Raw genomic sequence first — 20,364 nt, forward strand, 5'->3', positions numbered from 1 at the left:
TGTTAGCCCTTCGATACCGTGATTTCGACCTCATCCGGACGGTACACCGATAACAGGTCACCGCTCGCATCTACTGCAAACAAGACCGAACGATCCGCTTCCAGCACGAATGAATAGATGAGGCCTGTGGAAGGATCCTTTACCTCAACATTCGTGTCCCACGATTGCTCCGAGCCGAATACGAAGAGAGCTCCTTCTTCAAACGTTACCTTGCGTCCATATACGCCGGAATGGTCTCCGCCTTGATTCCAGATCAGTCCAGTGTCGGCAGCGGACAGCTCCAATGCATACCGATATAAAGCCGAAATGGTGTCGATTCGATCATTCAATTCTACGGGAAGCGGGCTCCAGAGAAGACGCCCTGCTCCAAGCTTCACATCCACGATAGAGTCGCCGGCCACATCAGCCGGTTTCGCCCCGCTGCCTGCCGGAATTTCTTTGCTCAGCTCGGCAATCTTCCGATGGCCATACGATGCAGACCATGCACGATCCCCAATGCGCAAGCTTTCTTCCCGGCGAACATTCGCCAGCTTCCGCTCGCCCAGCTCCTCGGTCATTCGATCGACCTGATGCCAATATGCATCCAGACCGATAGGACCTGTCAGAAGCAGCGTAGCTCCCGTTTCCTTCACGATATCCATCAACTCGGCAAACGCCTGGTCATCTACATTATGCGCGCTCGGCAGAATGATGAACTTCACCGGATGGTTACGCAGCGAGCTTAAATCATATTCCCCGACAGCGCGGAACGGCACATTCAGCTCGTAAGCAAGCGCGCGCGTCGCCTTGGTCGTTGCTTCAAAAGCGAGCTTCCGGTTCGAGAAATCGTTCGAATAAGGGAAAATGACCGCGGTCTCTTCCAGCTTCCGGCCTGTAAACATATCCCGGATGCCTTCCATGAAAGCGCCGAAATCATACGACACATCCGCTTCCGGTTTCTCCGTGCCGTCAGCGCGGACAGCTCCGATATGCGATTCATTGGCATTGTCCATGTAGAAATTCGTGTTCCAGATCCAATGAATGGCTCCTGCGCCCCCTGTGGAGAAAGCGTAAGCATACTTGCGCTCCAGCAAATTCCGCAGCTCGGCTTCGCTTCGCTTCGCCCGGCCATCCGGTGTCTCCACGTACATGATGCCCGTTTCCTGAATCAGGTTCGGTTTATCCGGCGTTTTGGCAAAGATGCCGTCCCAGATCAAATAGTCGTTGAACCACCAGGAGTGGACCGTCGTATAGTCTACGGCTTCGGCATAGAAGAACGGAGATGGACGCTGTGCGCCAAGCGCCTCGTCCTGTCCAACGGTAACCATATGATCCGGGCATACTTCTTTAATATCGTCATATAATTCCTTGGCCCAGCGGTTATGCATGTCCATGGAGAACAGTGCGTAATCAAGCCATTGGGTGCCTTTTTTCCCTTGATGCATGTCTTGAACGTCAAAATTAATGACTTGAGGCTCCGGTGGAACCACGGAGTCAAAACCCGGCAGCTGATCGGCTGTCATATTCCAGCGTTCCTGCAGACGCTCAATCGAACCATGGCGCTTTTTCAGCCAGTCGATATAAGCTTGTTTCTCGAATGGATCCTTCGCGGAACGCGGTCCGTCCGAGAATATCTGCGGCGGATCAAACATGGATGGCTCGTTAATCAGATCCCAGTCCACATTCTTCGTATTTTTATGTCTACTAATGATGGAACGTATGAAACGCTTCTGCGCTTCCACACTTCGCGGATCGAGGTAAGGATTTTGACCTTCCCAAGTCTCCGGGGTGAAGGAGAAGAACGTGAATGTCACCTGCAAATCATGCTTCTTCGCCGTTAACAGGAAGGCGTCAATCGAACGCAAAACCTCTTCGGATGCATGACCGTCCACCTGCATAATATTGCGGTATGCGGTCCAGATACCGGTACGAATCCAGTTGATGCCCGCATTACGCATCTGTGCCATATCGCGGTCCCATACATCCGTGTTCGGAAGGAACAGGAACTTACGCGCTACATCGGAGGTCATGTAAGTCATCCCGACAACAGGCAGCGGGCGGCCATCCTTGATGAAGTAATCCCGATTGCAGGTTACAGGCGTTCCCGCCTGCAAAAGCTCGGAATCTGTTCCCCAGAACCCTTGTCTCAGCACGCGGATTTCTCCATCCGGTCCTTCAGCTTCACATACGACCCGATAGGATCCAGGCTTGATATCCAGCATAACCGGAATGCGCTGCACATGAAATTGTCCGGTCACATCCACCGTCTCGGAATGATGCCAGGATAAGGACTCATCTTGGTCGTGTTTGACGGAGATGCGGAATGTCCAGCTCTGCGGCTCTTGTACGGGTAAGCTCCGGCCAAGACGTTGTGCCTGCAGGGTCAGAATCGCGCGCTCGCCGGACTCGTAGGCCGCATAATTCGGCTTGATCCACAGCTCGGTGATGCCCTTTGCGCAGAATGCCGCCCAGCGCCGTACCTCATCTCCTCCATCCTGTTCCCAGAAAGCGGTTGAGAGAGGCTGATTCACAAACATCCAGCGTCCACCCAAGAAAGGTCCGCCGACGTTTTCCCACAAAACGGCAGGAGCCGCGACTTCTCGTCCCTTCGCCGTGGTCCCCTTAAGAAGCGGATAAATCCGTGTATCCATCGGCCCGGCCGATCCCATCTGATGCGGCAGGTCACTGCTTTTGGTGACATGCGGAACCAGGTTCCACGTATCGCGGACGGATAACCGCTCATGGCAGCTCTCCATAACCGGAATAACGTCACTTGCAGTTAAATGGTCGACGCGTCCGCTGTCTACTGGCAGCACCTCGTGAATGTGGAGCTGCTGGTGGTATGCCGTCTGTTCATGCTCCACCACCCAAGCGCCATCCTCCATACGGACAGGGCGTTTGAAGGGGGCACCGCCTACGCTGACAAGACCGCCGCCATTTCTCAGAAAGCCCAGGATCGCTCTCCAGGCGCTTTTCGGGAAGTAAGGCGCATGCAAATTGACAAAGCTTGCGCCCTGTCCACCTGCAGATTCCAGCGCTTCAGCCAAATCCTCAGCACGACACACGACATCGAATGCATGCAGGGCCGCCGCGCTAGCCGGCAAACCGGCAGCTTCTGCTGCCGGAAAGGACGGATCGTAGAATACAATCAGACGCCCGCTCATAGAATCCCTGCTTTCATCGCCTGATAGACCAATTGCGAGAAGAGGCTGTTGGACCAGGCAAACCAAGATCTAGTAAAGACTTTTGGATCGTCGGCATGGAAGCCTTCATGCATAAAGCCGGTATCGGCATCGGTCGCTTCCAGCAGCGCAATCATCTCCAGCTTCTCTTCGGCCGTCTGTGCCGTAATTCCCTGCATGGACAAGGCCATATGCCAGATGTAATCCGGCGGTGTATGCGGACTGCCGATTCCTTTGGCAACAGCGCCCTCGTAGTAGAAAGGATTCTCTTTGCTGAGCGCAAACCGTCTGGTGTTTTGATAGATCGGATCATCTGCAGAGCAATACCCCAGATAAGGGATGGACATGAGTCCAGGGGTTCCCGCATCATCCATCAAGCAGTGATTCCCGTAACCGTCTGTTTCATAGGCGTAGATCGGTCCAAACTCCGGATGGCGGTAGATGCCGTACAACTGAATCCCGTGATCCACGTCGGCTTCGAGTCGTTTCAGCTCATCGAGCAGCTTCATATCCCGGAATACCCATTCCGCGAATTCCTGCATTTGACGCAGGGCGACAACGGCGAACATGTTGCCCGGAATATTGTAGTGGAAGTCGCAAGCGTCATCGCTTGAACGGAAGCCGGACCAGATCATGCCCGTATAATTTACCGGCATGCCGAGCCCGTTATTGCGCAAGGAATCCGTTGGAATTCCGTTATCCCGCGTGAAACGGTAAGGCGATTTCTCGAAATGGTGCTGCTCGGTTTTAAACAGCTCGATGATCTTGATCATAGCCGACTTGAAGTTGGCGTCAAACACATCCGTAAGACCGGTTTCCTTCCAGTACAGGTAGGCCAAGCGAACGGAGAAGCACAGGGAATCAATCTCAAACTTGCGCTCCCATACCCATGGGGACATTTCGGTTTCGTCGGTTGTGTTCCAGTGCCAGTCATTCGCCGATTCATTAAAGGCGTTGGCATAAGGATCGATATGAATATATTGAAAATGGCGTTTGATCAATCCGCTTAAAATCCGCTGCAGCTGCGGATCATTCTTCGCAAACGGAATGTAATGGATCACCTGTTCTACCGAATCGCGCAGCCACATGGCCGGGATATCACCGGTAATCACAAATGTCGTGCCATCCTCCATCAGTTTGGTTGTTGTCTCCAGCGTGTTCGGGAACGTGTTCTTGAACAGCTGAAGCAGCTTTGGACGGTGCGCAAGCTTCTCTTCAGCCTCTTGCAGAACCGCCTGAATCGATTGCGGCAGCTCAAGCTCCGGCATTGGTATTTTTGGGAGTCTGAATTGTTCCATGGTTGTTCTGGCTCCTTTGATTAAGTATGATGTGTAGTCAATTTGATGGTTTTGATCTCATACGGCAAGAATTGAAGGACTAACCTTCCTTCCGCAGTATCCAGTAGTTCGAGTTCTTCTTCCAGGGCGTTGGATACATGGACGATATCATAAGGATAAGGCCAGCTCAGTACTGCTTCGTCTCGCCCTCCCGCGGATTCATACATTCGAAGGATATACCCTGAACCGTCTTCTGCTGGTTTAACGGTATCCAGGATCACATGATCGCTCTCGAACGGAATAAACGAATGAACAGCAGCCCGAGGCCCCTTGTTCGAGCTTGCTCTTACGTATGGAAGCTCATGATTGAGCTCGGCAGCTTTGCGGACGATTCCAGCGCTTCTCCAGTCTCCTTCATGCGGGTATAAGGAATATGTGAACTCATGCTCACCCAAGTCTGCCGTGACATCGGGCCACTTCGGCGCGCGCAGCAGGGACAACCGGATGGTGCTATCCTGAATGTCATACCCGTACTTGCAGTCGTTGATGAGGCTGACGCCATATCCATGCTCCGACACATCCGCGAAACGGTGGCCGCAGACTTCATATTGCGCCTGCTCCCAGCTTGTATTGCGATGAGTCGGTCTCTCGATGGTTCCGAACGGAATCTCATAAGTAGCCTTATCGGCAACGACCCCGATCGGGAAGCCGACTTTCAGCAGTTTATGTGATTCATTCCAACTGACAAACGTCTTGAAATCGATCCGCCGGTCGTGATGATAAAAAATCATGTCCTGCATGATCTCCGAGTTATGGATGCGCCAGTGGAAACGCAGCACATCCTGTACCTCACCCGCATGCACCAGCTTCTTCTCGATCAGCTCCGCCTCTCCGGCTAATTGCTCCTCGTAACGGGTATCGATATCCCATGCGTCCCACAGCGTCGGACGGTCATGGAAGAAGTGGAAGCGGTTCGCGGCTTCGCCCGGCTTGACCACTTCCCGATGAGCCTCTTTATCCCACAGGCTCGTGATTTCGCCGCGCTCATTAAAGCTGACCTTATAATGATCCGTTTCCCAGGAATTTGCGAACACTGTAGTAGAATTCTCCGCTACCGCCTTGTTTCCTGCTGGCCGTTTCAACCAAATGGTCTTGTATCCCAAAGCCGGGATGCCTTGAACATGAACATTCAAGCGGTGAGAGGTTTTACCGTTCTCTTCGGTTTGGGCATCGTATTGCAGCAGCGCTCCATCCGAATCATACGGCGCGAGGCCCTGCTCTCCTTCAATCGAAATGACCGCATCTCTGCTCCATCCAAGTCCGTTGAAGATGACATACGGAGTGCCTTCCCCTTCAGTATCGGCCTGATCCGCCAATACCTGAAGTCCAAGACGGAGGCTATGATTTCCTTTTTGGAACACCTCTTCGTATTCCTTCTCGGAGGTGACATAAGACTCCGTAATGGCGGATCCTGGAATAATATCATGAAATTGATTCAGCAAAATCAATTTCCAGCCGTCATGCAGCTCGCTCCTAATCCCCTGCCGCTGCTCGTTGTCCATCGACGAAAATGCCACCGAATTCCAGAGCTCCGCCTCGCGGTACAGAATTTCCGCCTTCCGGTTATAACGCTTGTTCCGCCCATGCGTTGTATAGGTGCCGCGATGAAGCTCAAGATACAAATCCCCGCGCCATTTCGGCAGCTTCGGCTGTGTTTCCTCAATCCCGCTGAAAAACTCGGCAGCCGTACTGTACTTGCTGGCCGGTTGCCCCACCATAAGCCCGGCACGGTCGATATATTCCAACATTTCGCGGGTTACGCCACCTCCGCCGTCACCATGTCCATACAGCAGCATCTGCTCCGGATGAACGGCTCTTTGGCGGTATGACTGCCAGTGCTCATGAACATCTTTGGGCAGCGTGTTCTCATTCACGCCGTGATTGAGATAGGATAACATTGGGGTTCCATCGATCCCGACCCAATGGAACAGGTCGTAAGGGAACACATTCGTATCGTTCCAGCCAAGTTTTGTTGTCATGAAATAACGAATGCCGCCATGCTTCAGGATCTGAGGCAGGGATGCACAGTATCCGAACGTATCCGGCAGCCACTCAATATGAGATGTCAGACCAAACTCTTCTTGATAGAAGCGCTGCCCGTACAGCATTTGGCGCATGAGGGACTCCCCGCTCGGAATGTTCAGGTCCGGTTCGACCCACATCCCGCCGACTAGCTCCCAGCGTCCTTCCTTGATTCTGGCCTTCACTCTCTCGTACAGCTCAGGATCGTGATCCTTCAGGAATTGGTACAGCAAAGGCTGGCTCTGCGCGTACTTAAATTCGGGATATTCATTCATTAGCGCATCCATGGTGGAGAAGGTCCGGCTTGTTTTTCGCACGGTTTCCCTGACCGGCCACAGCCAGGCGATGTCGATATGCGATTGGCCTACCATATGCTCGGTGCCTTCAGCATGGCCGCCAATGGCAGTAACCGCCTGTTTCAGATCATGCTCAATCCCGGTTACCTGAGCGCCATCCCGAATGGCGGCGTCGTCCAGGCTGACAAAGCGGTCCATCGCCTGATACAGCGCCTCCATTAAGCGAATTCGCCGCATATCGCTATCCGGCAACAGGATAAGCGAATCGCGGATCACGGTCGCGGTGTACATCAGGCTCTGAACGGGTACGTTCACGTTGACTAGCAAGCTTTGCACCCTAGTAATCGGAGGCTGGATGACAGCCTGCTGATTCAGCGGGTCTACCGGCTCCGGAATCGGATCGTACAACTCGATCTCAAGCTTCATGTTCAAGCCGGTGCGTTTCGGATCAAGCTTGACGAAAGTATGATTGCGGTCCAAGCCCTGATAAGATACTCCGTTTATGCGCAATAATCCCTCGCCCCCGGAGTGGAATACAAGTCCGATCGCTCCATCCACCCATTGGGTGGGCAATTCAAGGTTCCTCCGAAAGAAATAGGTTGTTCCCTGCGTGCTCGGAAACCTGTTGAAGTCATGCCCCTCTGTATAAGGAGCCGTATCCTCATACACGCCCGGAACCATGTATGTGGTTCGGGTAATGTCCCACTCTCTAAGCTCCGTCGACTCGAGCCACTGCCGCTCCGACAGTTCGCGTATAAAGCGTCGAATGCGTTCCATTCCTTAACCCTCCTGTACAGTCAGATCTGCACTCAGCGTATCGTTCACATGTCTGCCAACCATCACACGGAACAAGCCAGGCTCAACCACCTGCTTGTAATCTTGACCGATATATTGAAGCTGTTCCGGTCCGACGGTAAATTCCACCTTGCACTGCTCTCCAGGCTGCAGAGAGATCTTGCGGAAGCCCTTCAGCTCACGGGCCGGTCTTGTATATTTGCTGGCCACATCGCTCACATACAATTGTACAACCTCGGACCCTTCCCGGTCTCCACTATTTGTAACATTCACAGAGACAACGGCGGATTCGCCTGTTCCGATCACTTCTGGTGTAACTTGAATATCCGAATAACGGAACTCGGTATAGCTAAGCCCGTATCCAAACGGATAACGCGGCTGAGAATCCTCTTCGAGGTAACGCTTACCGCGCGACCGCTTGCCGTTATAGTAAACCGGAAGCTGTCCGACATGCTTCGGTATCGACATCGTCAGCTTGCCGGACGGATTCACATCGCCGAACAAAATGTCCGCTACCGCATGTCCGCCCTCCTGACCCGGATACCATGCTTCCAGGATGGCATCGGCATGCTCGTCGATCCACGGCTCCGCAATCGGCCGGCCGTTGATATACACAACGATCATCCGCTTGCCAAGCTTATGAATCTCCTGGGCCAATTCCAATTGGACGCCGGATAACTGCAGCGTCATCCGGTCGATGCCCTCGCCGCAATCCATGTCGCTTAGAGCGTCGTCCGTGACCTTCGATGCCCCTGTGCGCAAATCGATCGTGCCTTCGCCGAAATCGCGGGCACTGGAACCGCCAAGCACCATGACCACGGTATCGGCCTGATCCGCGCAAGCTAACGCGAAATCAAAACCTTCCCTGGAGTCATCCTTAATGCGACAGCCCGGTGCATACAATACACGATTCGCTTCATCACCCAGTTTTGCGCGGATTCCATCCAGTACGGTGGTCACGCTTGCAGGCGGCTGAGGAGACGTATAATCCCCAAGCTGATTGTAGCCCTGATCGGCGTTAGGTCCAATGACGGCAATCACGCCGCTTTCTTTGGATAACGGCAAGGCCTTGCTTTCATTCTTGAGCAGAACGATGCCTTCCGCAGCAAGCTGTCTGGCTAGATCCACATGATGCTGGCTGCCGATAACCTCCTCGGCTACCTGAGGATCCACGTACGGATTCTCGAATAGTCCGAGCTTGAATTTCAAGGTCAATACGCGGCGCACGGCCTCATCCAATACGGCAACCTCAAGCTTGTTTAACTCGATCGCGTTCAGGAGATGCTTGCCAAACATCTCGCCTGACATCTCCATATCGATGCCGGCACGAAGTGCCTGAACAGCGGCATCCATTCCGTCTTCAGCGGTGTCATGGCCGCTGGCCAGCATATCAATGGCCCCGCAGTCGGTGATCACCATGCCGTCAAAGCCCCACTCCTCGCGAAGAATTCCGTCAAGCAGCTCCGTATTAACGGTGCACGGCACGCCGTCAATCTCGTTATAAGCCGGCATAATGGATGCTGCTCCTGCCTCCACGGCTTTCTTGAACGGCAGCATGTCCACTTCCATCAATTCACGTGTTCCCATATGCACGGGTCCCGCATTTCTCCCGCCCTCGGAACTGCCATAAGCTACAAAATGCTTCAACGTCGCCGCAACACTGCTCGGGCTGTCCAATGAATCACCTTGAAGGCCTTCTACCGATGCGACCGCATATTCGCTGATCAGGTATGGATCTTCGCCGAAGCATTCCTCGGTACGGCCCCATCTTGGGTCGCGCACGACGTCTAGGACCGGGGAATACGTGACGGCACCGCCTTGGCTGCGCGTTTCGAGCGCCACGGCACGGCACATATCCCGGTACAAATCCACGTTCCATGTGCTCCCGATGGACAGCGGCACCGGAAAGACCGTGCCGCCGATAGCCATATGCCCATGCGAGCATTCCTCCCCGATCAGGATCGGAATGCCCAGACGCGATTCCTCAATGGCGTAGCGCTGGATGTAGTTGACGGCTTCTGCTCCTTCACGCGGAGAAAGACCGGTCTCAAGTGTTACACCGGTCCATGGATCGGCGCGAAGGGTCCCGTAAAGGGATCCGACGCCGCCATTTTTCACTTGCTCTTTAAATGAATCCGTTAATGAAATCCGGCCTTCATTTACTTCATAGGTCTTCCAGCCGAACGGCTGGATCAGCTGCCCAACCTTTTCCTTCAGGTTCATCAGCCCAAGAAGATGTTCAACTCTTTCCGTAATGGGTTTACTGGAATCTTTATAAGTCATCTCATACCCTCCGGTACATGAAGAATTTATTCTTTAACCGCGCCGATGGTCAGACCTTGAATGAAATAGCGCTGGAAGAACGGATAAGCCAGAATAATCGGCCCCGTTGCCAGAACGACCATCGCCATCCGCGACGTATCCTGCGGCATGCTCTGCAGAGCGGCCATGCTAAGGGATGAATTCTGAGAGTTCTGCAGGATGAACTGCATGCTGGTCTCAATCCGCATGAGCATGGATTGCAGCGGAACCAGGTTCGGATCATCAATGTAGAGCAATGCGTTGAACCAGTCGTTCCAATATCCCAGGGTGCTGAATAACCCGATGGTTGCCAGACCCGGCAGGGATAGCGGCAATACCAGCTTGTAGAAAATTTTAAACTCGCTTGCACCGTCGATTTTACCGGATTCAATGATGGCATCCGGAACGCTGGTGCTGTAGAACGTTCGAAGAATCATAATATAGAAGGCGTTGAGCGCCAATGGCAGGATCAATGCCCAGATGGAATCTTTCAGACCGAGCAATTGCGTGGCAACGATATAAGTCGGTACCAGCCCCCCGTTAAACAGCATCGTGAAAAATGCAAAGAACGCGAAGAAATTCCGATATCTGAAACCCTTGCGAGAGATTGCATAGGCATATAACGAGATGATAAACAAACTGATCAACGTTCCCACTACCGTTACAAAGATCGTAACACCATAAGAACGAAGCAGCGTATCGCCTGTCTGGAATACGTATTTGTAAGCTTCAAGACTCCATTTCTCCGGCCAGATTTGGTAACCGTTGCGGGCCAGTGAGCCTTCATCTGTAAATGAAATGATCATGACGAACAGGAATGGAAATACACATAAGAACGAGAAAATACCGGCAATCAGGTTGAATACGACATTCCACCCGGATGAAAGCTGATGGAAATCTTTCATCTTGCTTTTAGATTTGAACACATCACATACCCCCTTCTTGGTAGATTGATCGATTAGAACAATGCATTATCCTTGTCATATTTACGAACGATATAGTTCGATACCATGACCAGAATAAATCCGACTACCGACTGGTACAGACCCGCAGCGGTACTCATTCCGATCTCGCCCGTTGTCTTCAGACCACGATATACATAGGTATCAATGACGTTCGTCACGGAATACAAGGTTCCCGAATCCCTTGGCACTTGATAGAAGAGACCAAAGTCAGCGTAGAAGATTTTACCGATCGCAAGAAGAGTCAAAATGGTCATCAGCGGTTTGAGCATCGGAAGCGTAATGGCTTTAATCTGCTGCCATTTGTTTGCTCCGTCAATCATGGCCGCTTCGTACAAGGATTTGTCGATCCCCATAATCGCCGCCAGATAAACGACGCTGTTATAACCAACGGATTTCCACAAACTGATTAACGTCAGGAATATCGGCCAATACTTGGCCTCGGAATACCATTGAACCGGCTCCATGCCAAACCAGCCCAGAATCTGGTTCAACATCCCTTTATCCATGCTCAGGAAACTGAATGCGAAGTAACCTACGATAACCCAGGACAGGAAGTACGGCAGGAACATACCGGTTTGATAGACTTTCGCCAATTTCTTGTTCACGATTTCAGACAATACGATAGCCAGTGCTACGGATAGAATGAGACCTAGAATAATGAACACGAAATTATATAGAACGGTGTTGCGCGTAATGATGTAAGCATCGTTGGTACTGAACAGGAACTTAAAGTTCTGGAATCCTACCCATTCACTATTAACGATACTTGCCCAGAACCCGTCACGGCTAAAGCGGTATTCCTTAAATGCAATAATGGTCCCGAACATGGGCAAATATGAGAATAAGAGAAACCATAGGGTCCCCGGCAAAACCATGAACAGCATGGCCTTATTCGTCATAATATTTTTGAAAAACTGTCCGATCGCTCTCACGCTTACCCCTCCTCGTGATGTGCATGAAATGAACAAAAGAAGGGCGGGTGAACATCCGCCGCCCCGTCCTTGTTCATGCTGCAGCGGTACTGCTGTCCCTTAGGACAGGCAGGCCGCTTCATGCATTGTTATTACTTGCTTGCTTTCCAAGCATCAATTTGGCTTTGTGCTTCAGCGATGATCTTGTCCAGACCAGCAGCTTTCAGCTTTTCATTCGCTTTTGGCAGGAACTCCTCAGGATTCACGGTACCTGTCATCAGCGGCGCCCAGAACTCTTCTTTTACGTTGTTGACTGCTGCGAGCTCTGTGGATACTTTGGTTGGATCGAAGTTGAAACCGAGAAGCGGAGCAGGCTGGCCGGACTCGTTAAACTTCTTGAACTCTTCCCATTTGTTCTCAGGATCCTCAGGATTCAAGTAAGTCAGCATGACATTACCAAGGGCAAAGGTAGGCATGTCGTAGTTTTTCGATTCTGGCAAGTTTTCCATTACGTTCTCGCTAAGCTTTTTGTAGTGCACGCCTTCGATACCGGAGTCAACCAGGTTGCGAAGATATACGTCAGTGTTCAGGAGATTCAAGAACTCCATAGCTTTCTCAGGGTATTTCGAGTTAGCAGAAATCGCTTGCATCGAACCCATTACCGACCAGTTGAAGATCGTTGCGTCGCCAGCCGGAGTGGATACAACCGGATAGCCGTAGCTTTGGCTCCACAGATTGTCTGCGAACGGCTGCGTTGCCGCACGGTCCGTGAACCAGTTGCCGGATGTCATCAAATCTTGCGTCGAAGTTGTTGTCGCTGCTTCTGGGGAAATGTATCCCGCTTTGTAGTACTTGTTCATCAATTTCAGCATGTCCATCGTTTCCGGCATTTCGAGGAAGTTCACAACTTTCAGCTCTTCCTTATCATCCAGGTAAACGGCCATTGGCATTTTTTCGATGATGTAGTCAAATGGAAGCAACGGACCGAAGTCTTTGCTGATAGCCAAAGGAACGACATTCGGTTCTTTTTCCTTAATCGTTTTCAGCAGTGGCTCCAAGCTTTCCATCGATTTCACGTTCGAAATATCGAGGTTGTATTTATCAAGCAGCGTTTTGTTAAAGCGCCATGCTTCTTGAGCAGGAAGCTCTTTGTTTGCCGGAATTGCATAGTTGTGACCGTCAACCTTGGAACCTTCCAGGAACGCAGGGTCAATCGCGTCTTTAATGCCTTTTCCATGGCTTTCAATCAGCTCGTCCAATTCCATGAATGCGCCTTTACGTGCATTTTGCACATAGTCAAACGCCCATGAGCTGGTAAACAGGATATCCATCGGTTCGCCGGAAGCTGCCATAACTTGCATCTTCTGGTTGTAATCACCGAAGTCGATCATTTTCATGTCAACGGTTACACCAATCTTCTCAGCAGTGTATTTATTGATTTCTTCTTCAACCTTGTCGACATCCTTTTGAGGTGTTCCGATGGTGTACCAGATCAGCTCAACCGGTTTCTCGGCAGTTCCCCCACCGTTTCCTGCACTCTCTTCTTTGTTGCCTCCGCATGCCGACAACAGCATGGATGCAGACAATAGCAGCGTCAGCGGCAGGAGCCATTTCTTTTTCGATTTACTCATGTTTATCCTCCCTTTTGAATCCTTTGTGTCTCTACACTTATAAGGTTATCCCATGAAAGCAGTTTCACATAGGCGAAAAATTAAAGGTATTATGGTGAAAATAAAGAAAAAAACTCTGATTAAATTAATCAGAGCATTCCTCGAAAATCCCTCGGCGATACGCCGACGAATTTTTTGAACTGTTTATAGAAATAACCGGTTTCCCAATAACCTACATTTTTTGCGATATCCTGCACTTTCGTCGAAGTGTTTCGGAGCAGCTCCTTCGCTCGTTCAATCCGGTATCGGTTTATATACTCCGTAAAGTTCTCTCCTGTCTCTTTATGGAACAGATGCCCCAGGTAGACCGGATGAATATGATATTGGGCACCTAACACCTTCAGTGACAAATCCTCGTTATAATGGTGCTGGATATGATGCAGAATCTGCTGGATGACAGGGCTCTTCACGTCATTGTTGAGCGAATCGACCAGCCCGCCAACCCCTTCCTTCACGGCCGTAATCAGATCGTCGATCGATACGGAATCCATAATATCGGTAATCGTATTTTTCACAAAATCAGGGGCTGCCGTGTATTGGATATCGTTCAGCTCCAGCTTCAGGCGAATAACCATCTCAACCGCGATGCTCTTGAGTGTCGTCGGGATCATCCCCTGCGTATGGCGAAGCCGATCAAAATCACTGTCAATCAAATCAAACAGCACCTGCTTGTCCCTTCCGGCGATGCCTTTGGCATATTCGGGCCACTGTACGGAATAGGATTCCGCCGCTTCTCCCTTCTTGGCTTGAACATCCACATAATCCACGTAGGAGGGCTGCTCCAGAACGAGATAGTATTCCTGTGCCTCCTTGGCGTGAAGATAACTGTCCTTATAATTACCGCCGAGGCTTTCCACGCTGCCAAGCGAGATGGACAACTCTTCTTCATAGCAATACTCGCGCACCTGCTGCAGGAGCCGGATCGCCCTCGCTTTTTCCGTGTCCGGGTCTTTCATCATAAAAATCACAACGTGATCGCCGTCGTTGTCCCGGAAATACAGAACACCCGGCTCCTGATCCATTAATTGATACAGACAGCTCTCCAGCGGTGTGAAATCCGCTCTCAGGATAGACGCCATGACGTAAGGCAAATTCAGATTCAGCCCCAGAAGGGTCGCCCGTTCTTCCAGCTCCTCCGGCTCAATCCGGTCCGTGATCCAGCGATACAGGATATTGCTTCGCAATATGTTAATGTCGTATTCGTCCAGTCTCATTTCCCTTCTGGATTTGTTCATTTTATCCGTTGTGCTGGCAATCGTTTCCTCCAGTTCCTTCAGATTGATCGGCTTGAGCAAATAATTCTCGATCCCCAGACGCATGCCTTCCTTCAAATAGGCAAAATCGTCGAAACCGCTCAGGATGATCACCTTCAGATTACGGTTTAATTTACGCGCGCCTTCAATCAATTCAAGTCCCGTCATGACAGGCATCGATATATCCGTAATGAGAATATCAACCGGAATGACCGCCATCTTCTCCAGTGCCTTGCGCCCATTCTCCGCATGACCGACCACCTCGATGCCATACTTCGACCAATCCACGACGTCATATAATCCCTCTATAATGAACGGCTCATCGTCCACGATAAACACTTTATACATCGTTATTCAGCTTCCCTTCTGCCACCGGAAATTTGACTGTCACCGTCGTACCGTTACCCGGCTCACTCTGGATGTCCATTCCGTACGAACTTCCAAACGTCAGCTTTAACCGCTCATTCACACTCCGCAGACCAAACGACTCTTCACTCGACTCGGCCATCTCCAGCCGGGATTTGATCTCCTCAAGCTGCTCCGGCTCGATCCCTTTCCCGTTATCCTTGATCTCGATCACGACATCCCCATCCTGCTGCGTCGCGTTTATCGTCAGCCAGTTATCATCCTGGTCGCTGCGCAGCCCATGAACGATGTAATTCTCAATCAGCGGCTGCAGTGACATTTTCATCATCGGCACATGCTTGATTTGTTCCTCACAGTGCATTTTGTAAATATACTTGTCCTTATAGCGAATGCGAAACAGTTCCAGATAGAGCCTGCACGCCTCCAGCTCATCCTTCAGCGTATAGTGGGACTTGTGCTGAACGATATTCTTGAACAGCATCGATAAGCTGTAGATCATATCGCCAACATCCTGCGCCCCTTGCGAGAGAGCCCTCATTCGAATCACTTCGAGCGTATTATAAAGAAAATGCGGATTAATTCTGGCTTGCAATGCAGACAGCTCCGCGTTCTTCTGGTTGATTTCCGCCTTATATACCTTGTCGATATACCGGGAAAGCTCGTCCAGCATTTCATTAAAGCTGCCCGCAATTTGCCCCAGCTGATCATCCTTGGTATCCTGCATCCGGGCCACGAACTCTCCCTTCTCAACCTTGCGCATAAAACGGATAATGTTATCTGTCCGCTTGGAGTAATTCACGATCATCAGCGAAGGAATGGACACAGCAATCACGATGCACAGCAGGGCGGCAATCATGATGGTGCTCTGCACGCCATGGAAAGATTCAGCGATCTCACGTTTAGGCGTAATGCCAACCACCGTATAACCTGCCTGATTGTGCGCTGCCGTTGTAATATACGATTCTTCATCGAGGTTCACGGTTTCCTTGGAATTCAGCAGCCGGTCTGCATACGGATATTTCTCGCCGTAATATTTGCCTGAGGAATCAAACATCACGCGGCCGTCGCCGGATAAAACCATTACGGACCCCTTCAATGGATCTTTGCCACTGTTCAGGACGGCATCCAGTGCTTCCGTTCGATATAAAATAACCAGCTGCCCCAGATTCTTGTAGGTGGTCATATCATTAATCGGGCTCCGGATCGAGAATAACGGTAAGGTCACGTCTCCGGCCAGCTTACGCACCCACAGATTCGGCAATGTGACACTCTGGCTTTCGAGGGCCATAACGTCGGGGATGTAAGAATGCGTCGCATTCGCCTGATAGAGCCTTGTCATGCTGCCCTGCTTGTAAACATACACATACTGCTTCTCGGCACTGTACAGCATAATATTCTCGATATCCGGATCATCGTCCAGCCTCTGCTTAAAGTAAGCGACCACGCTATCTGAATTGGACTGCCCTCCGCCCGCAATCCGGTTCATTCGCTTCGCCATGTACTCATTAAACGAGTTCATAAGGAAATAGGAAGTGTCAATGCCTAGAGAGGTGTTGCGATACAGTTCATTCACATAGGACTGCGCATTCACATATTTTTGATTCACATGCCGTTCCACCCGCTCAACCGCGCTTCGCTGAATGTCCAATTCACTGCGAACAGCCGATTGAAACAAGAAATAATACATGAGAAAAGATAAAGTGACAATAGTAACCACCGCAATCAGGGAGATTAACAGCAGCATCTTGGTAAACATATTATTTTTGATATATTTTTGATAAAACCTAGCAGGAGACATCGGTTTCCCCTTCCTGATGCAAACGTTGTTACTGCGCAACATATTAAATATAACATCGGCAGACCGTCACCATTGGATGAAATTTCTACCAAGTCATGAAGGTGTAATTTGCCTATTTTAGGTCATTTTAGGGGCCAGTGTTCCCCCTGGTTCATAGCATGAATCAGGAAGGAGAGGGTTTACAATGCCCCAATACCGCATTATTGTCGATTTATCCGATTATCAGTTGCACCTGCTGGACGGCAACATCGTGGTACGTACATTCCCGGTTGCCATCGGCAAAATGGCTACACAGACGCCGCCAGGCAATTACACCATCATCAACAAGCAGCCAAATCCCGGGGGACCGTTCGGAGCCTATTGGTTAGGGTTGTCCAAACCCCATTACGGCATCCATGGCACGAACGACCCTTCATCCATCGGGCGCTCCGTTTCTCTTGGATGTATTCGGATGTACAACGAGGATGTGACGGAGCTGGCTTCCCTCGTGCCCATCCATACCCGGGTCACCATACGAAACTGATAACATAAACTGGTGATTTCAAATCCCTCCAAATTGGTTAAATACAAATGTTACATAGTACCTATGTATTTACTAATCGTTGTATGGAGGGATTGCCCATGATGCAGAGCAAATATTTCAGGACATGCTTTGGCATAATCGCACTGCTCTTGATCATTTATCTCGGTTCCGAAATCAGCTTTTTGTTCCGGCCAATCGTCTCCATGTTCAATATGCTGATCGTTCCCGTCGCGATGGCCGGCTTCTTCTATTATCTGCTCAGGCCGATCGTGGACTACCTGGAGCGGCGGAAAATCAAACGATCCATTGGCGTTCTGATGCTGTATTTCGTGTTTGCCGGTCTCTGCGCCATCTTCGGCATTGTGGTGTGGCCGACACTGCGCGAACAGATCGAAAATTTTATCAGCAATACTCCCTTTCTGGTAGAGGGCGTGCAGGAACAGATTGACCAGCTGCAGCAGAATCGATTCTGGTCACGCTATATACCGACGGAATCCGAGCTGTCCACCTCACTGACGGAGTATATGAATCGGATCATTACCTGGATCAGCAACTCCATCAACAACCTGATTACCGTTGTATCGAGCGTTGTCGTTATTATTGCTACGATTCCGATCATTCTGTACTACATGCTGAAGGAAGGCGGCAAGCTTCCGCCCAGGCTGCTCAGTGTCCTGCCAAGACGATACCGCCGCGATGGCCAGGAGGTGCTGGGTGAGATCGATACGGCACTCAGCAATTTTATTATCGGCAAAGTGATCCTGAATCTTATACTTAGCATTATGATTTATATCGGATTTCTGATCATCGGGCTGCCCTATTCTTTGCTCTTGACGGTCATTTCCTTTTTCTTGAATTTCATCCCGTATATCGGAGCGCTGCTGGCGACCATTCCTGCCGTCATTATCGGATTTATCGAATCTCCTTCCATTGCGATATGGTCCGTTGTCGTTATTGTCATCGCACAGCAGATCCAAGATAATATTCTGACACCGGTCATCTACGGGAAACAGCTTGATATTCACCCGTTGACCACGATTGCCCTCATCCTTGTAGGAGGCGATTTCTTCGGGCTGCTGGGCATCCTGCTCGCCATTCCGGCTTACATGATCATCAAAATAATCGTGATACGGATTTACGAACTGTTCCTTGCCGAAAAAGTAGAAGACGCATCATGAACTCGGATGACTGGAGATACACTTTTCCATTTGCACAAAAAAAGACGTCCCCGCCAACTTCACGATGGCTGCTGGGGACATCCTTTATTTAAAGAATCACGCATTGCCGCGCAAGGATCGAACCACAAAATAATGCTCGTCCTTGCGCAATATCATGCCATTTGACAGGGTAACGGTATCCTCATCGTGAGAAGTCAGGATGGCCTGTGGTGACACCAGTCGATTGCCCCTCCATATCATGACGGAAGATCCAAAATAGACGGCGTTATCGAATTGAATGGTATGGTTCACGACATAACCGATGGAGTTCAAGGCCGGGTATGCGTTTCTCGGCATAATTCTATGAATGGCACGAAACGGTATAACAAGCTCACCCGGGCCAAGAATCACTTTTTCCTGAACGGGGTCCCATCCTTTCAACACACCTTCAACCGTGCTTTTTGCCCCGTCTAAACGCTGAATGACAACATGACGACCAATCCAATGTTTCATGAAGGTCACCTCTCGCGGATTATTCATCTCCATCGCCCGGCGTGCTCGGGATGTCCCAATTCACCGGATCCATACCCTTTTGCATTAAAAAAGCATTCGATGCTGAAAATGGACGACTACCGAAGAATCCTTTATGCGCTGCAAACGGACTCGGATGACTTGACTCAAGCACCTTATGCCGGCTTCGGTCTATGAAGGAGCCTTTCTTCTGTGCGTAACTTCCCCATAATATAAAAACCATCGGCTGATCGCGTTCATTCAGTTTCGTAATGACCGTATCGGTGAATTTCTCCCACCCGATCCCTTTGTGTGAGTTCGGCTCGCCCTCGCGAACCGTAAGCACTGCGTTAAGCAGCAGTACCCCCTGATCCGCCCACGATTGCAAGGAACCGTGATTGGGAATCGAGATTCCCAGATCCGAAGCAAGCTCCTTATGTATATTTCGTAAAGATGGAGGAATCGTAACCCCGGGCGAGACGGAAAAGCTCAGCCCCTGCGCCTGCCCACGACCGTGATATGGGTCTTGTCCCAAAATAACGACTTTCGTCGATTGGTACGATGTTTGCTGAAGAGCCCGAAATATATCTTCCTTGGGGGGATACACCGTGCAGTGCCGGTATTCCTCGTCCACCCGTTCCATCAACGCTTGAAAATAAGGCTTATCCATTTCTCCCTGCAGAATAAGGTCCCAATCATTGTTAAACATCCGCATGTCTCCTCTCTCCTCCTCACACAGGCCAGCATGGAATCATAAAAGAATGCGATTTCTATAATCGGAACACCAACTTCTTCCGTTCAATTTGAATCAAATAACAACACGCATCATGAGTTGACCTTGTGTCGATTTAAAAAATAAGCCGGCACCCATACGGGGGCCGACTTATTTTGCATCTTACCAGACGCTGTTATAATGCCGAGGACGGGGGTCGAACCCGTACGGTAGTCACCTACCGCAGGATTTTAAGTCCTGTGCGTCTGCCAATTCCGCCACCCCGGCATATTTATCCGCGCATGTTCCTAGCGTCGTTCACGTTCACTTACATAACCGAAGGTACGCGTGGAATTCGCAATATTTTGCGATCTCATTCCGATATCTAGGTGTGCACATTTCGTCTTAGCGACAAAATTGATAATACCATGTCCAACCATATGATGTCAATATATGAAACTCATAATTTTTCGCATCACCCTATCCAAAGCCTCATTCTCGATAGCTTCAAGCCTTCGCTCTAACTCATCCGTTCGAATCCTTCCGTTTTCCGTAAAGAATAATTTTACCGTAATCACCAAATGATA

13 protein-coding genes and 1 tRNA gene are annotated in these 20,364 nt (G+C 50.4%); 2 read left to right on the forward strand and 12 right to left on the reverse strand.

Going from position 1 to position 20,364, the window contains the following annotated elements; translation table 11 throughout:
- Positions 1-2: 2 nt before the first annotated feature.
- The 9 genes from M4D81_RS01570 to M4D81_RS01610 form a co-directional block, all read right to left on the reverse strand.
- Complete coding sequence (locus M4D81_RS01570) at positions 3-3,143, reverse strand: beta-galactosidase (protein WP_260064200.1); 3,141 nt, start codon at positions 3,141-3,143, stop codon at positions 3-5.
- On the reverse strand, positions 3,140-4,459 hold the full coding sequence (locus M4D81_RS01575) for a glycoside hydrolase family 125 protein (RefSeq protein ID WP_260064201.1): 1,320 nt from the start codon (positions 4,457-4,459) through the stop codon (positions 3,140-3,142). Before M4D81_RS01575 ends, M4D81_RS01570 begins: the two co-directional genes overlap by 4 nt.
- A 20-nt stretch (positions 4,460-4,479) precedes the next feature.
- A complete protein-coding gene (locus tag M4D81_RS01580; RefSeq protein ID WP_260064202.1) occupies positions 4,480-7,593 on the reverse strand; it encodes an alpha-mannosidase in 3,114 nt (1,037 codons plus the stop codon).
- 3 nt (positions 7,594-7,596) lie between these two features.
- A complete protein-coding gene (locus tag M4D81_RS01585; protein WP_071223032.1) occupies positions 7,597-9,894 on the reverse strand; it encodes a glycoside hydrolase family 3 N-terminal domain-containing protein in 2,298 nt (765 codons plus the stop codon).
- 26 nt (positions 9,895-9,920) lie between these two features.
- Positions 9,921-10,817, reverse strand: a complete 897-nt coding sequence (locus M4D81_RS01590; protein ID WP_071223071.1) for a carbohydrate ABC transporter permease — start codon at positions 10,815-10,817, stop codon at positions 9,921-9,923.
- Positions 10,818-10,870: 53 nt separating this feature from the next.
- The gene (locus tag M4D81_RS01595; RefSeq protein ID WP_175320733.1) at positions 10,871-11,800 is read right to left on the reverse strand and encodes an ABC transporter permease; all 930 of its coding nucleotides are present in this window, start codon (positions 11,798-11,800) and stop codon (positions 10,871-10,873) included.
- A gap of 140 nt (positions 11,801-11,940) precedes the next feature.
- A complete protein-coding gene (locus tag M4D81_RS01600; protein ID WP_071223031.1) occupies positions 11,941-13,419 on the reverse strand; it encodes an ABC transporter substrate-binding protein in 1,479 nt (492 codons plus the stop codon).
- Between the two features lie 128 nt (positions 13,420-13,547).
- Positions 13,548-15,059: a response regulator transcription factor gene (locus M4D81_RS01605; protein WP_194541702.1), complete on the reverse strand. Its 1,512-nt coding sequence runs from the start codon at positions 15,057-15,059 to the stop codon at positions 13,548-13,550.
- A complete protein-coding gene (locus M4D81_RS01610; protein ID WP_260064205.1) occupies positions 15,052-16,875 on the reverse strand; it encodes a sensor histidine kinase in 1,824 nt (607 codons plus the stop codon). The genes M4D81_RS01605 and M4D81_RS01610 overlap by 8 nt, the downstream gene beginning before the upstream one ends.
- Positions 16,876-17,059: 184 nt before the next feature.
- On the opposite strand from M4D81_RS01610, the gene M4D81_RS01615 reads away from it, so the two are divergent.
- On the forward strand, positions 17,060-17,398 hold the full coding sequence (locus tag M4D81_RS01615) for a L,D-transpeptidase (protein WP_194541700.1): 339 nt from the start codon (positions 17,060-17,062) through the stop codon (positions 17,396-17,398).
- Positions 17,399-17,496: 98 nt separating this feature from the next.
- Positions 17,497-18,576, forward strand: coding sequence for an AI-2E family transporter (locus M4D81_RS01620; protein ID WP_260064206.1), 1,080 nt, complete (start codon positions 17,497-17,499; stop codon positions 18,574-18,576).
- A gap of 96 nt (positions 18,577-18,672) precedes the next feature.
- Here the strand turns inward: M4D81_RS01620 and M4D81_RS01625 are convergent, their stop codons facing one another.
- The 3 genes from M4D81_RS01625 to M4D81_RS01635 form a co-directional block, all read right to left on the reverse strand.
- Positions 18,673-19,068: a hypothetical protein gene (locus tag M4D81_RS01625; RefSeq protein WP_260064207.1), complete on the reverse strand. Its 396-nt coding sequence runs from the start codon at positions 19,066-19,068 to the stop codon at positions 18,673-18,675.
- Between the two features lie 19 nt (positions 19,069-19,087).
- Complete coding sequence (locus tag M4D81_RS01630) at positions 19,088-19,774, reverse strand: uracil-DNA glycosylase (RefSeq protein ID WP_260064208.1); 687 nt, start codon at positions 19,772-19,774, stop codon at positions 19,088-19,090.
- 205 nt (positions 19,775-19,979) lie between these two features.
- A tRNA-Leu gene (locus tag M4D81_RS01635) sits at positions 19,980-20,065 on the reverse strand.
- Positions 20,066-20,364 lie beyond the last annotated feature (299 nt).

The sequence above is a fragment of the Paenibacillus sp. p3-SID867 genome, assembly GCF_025142895.1.
Taxonomy (GTDB): domain Bacteria; phylum Bacillota; class Bacilli; order Paenibacillales; family Paenibacillaceae; genus Paenibacillus_AQ.

What these genes read in the sequence shown, in the direction of transcription:
- M4D81_RS01570 (WP_260064200.1), bottom strand. Translation starts at nt 3,143, where the DNA reads ATGAGCGGGCGTCTGATTGTATTCTACGATCCGTCCTTTCCGGCAGCA.
- M4D81_RS01575 (WP_260064201.1), bottom strand. Translation starts at nt 4,459, where the DNA reads ATGGAACAATTCAGACTCCCAAAAATACCAATGCCGGAGCTTGAGCTG.
- M4D81_RS01580 (WP_260064202.1), bottom strand. Translation starts at nt 7,593, where the DNA reads ATGGAACGCATTCGACGCTTTATACGCGAACTGTCGGAGCGGCAGTGG.
- M4D81_RS01585 (WP_071223032.1), bottom strand. Translation starts at nt 9,894, where the DNA reads ATGACTTATAAAGATTCCAGTAAACCCATTACGGAAAGAGTTGAACAT.
- M4D81_RS01590 (WP_071223071.1), bottom strand. Translation starts at nt 10,817, where the DNA reads ATGAAAGATTTCCATCAGCTTTCATCCGGGTGGAATGTCGTATTCAAC.
- M4D81_RS01600 (WP_071223031.1), bottom strand. Translation starts at nt 13,419, where the DNA reads ATGAGTAAATCGAAAAAGAAATGGCTCCTGCCGCTGACGCTGCTATTG.
- M4D81_RS01605 (WP_194541702.1), bottom strand. Translation starts at nt 15,059, where the DNA reads ATGTATAAAGTGTTTATCGTGGACGATGAGCCGTTCATTATAGAGGGA.
- M4D81_RS01610 (WP_260064205.1), bottom strand. Translation starts at nt 16,875, where the DNA reads ATGTCTCCTGCTAGGTTTTATCAAAAATATATCAAAAATAATATGTTT.
- M4D81_RS01615 (WP_194541700.1), top strand. Translation starts at nt 17,060, where the DNA reads ATGCCCCAATACCGCATTATTGTCGATTTATCCGATTATCAGTTGCAC.
- M4D81_RS01620 (WP_260064206.1), top strand. Translation starts at nt 17,497, where the DNA reads ATGATGCAGAGCAAATATTTCAGGACATGCTTTGGCATAATCGCACTG.
- M4D81_RS01625 (WP_260064207.1), bottom strand. Translation starts at nt 19,068, where the DNA reads ATGAAACATTGGATTGGTCGTCATGTTGTCATTCAGCGTTTAGACGGG.
- M4D81_RS01630 (WP_260064208.1), bottom strand. Translation starts at nt 19,774, where the DNA reads ATGTTTAACAATGATTGGGACCTTATTCTGCAGGGAGAAATGGATAAG.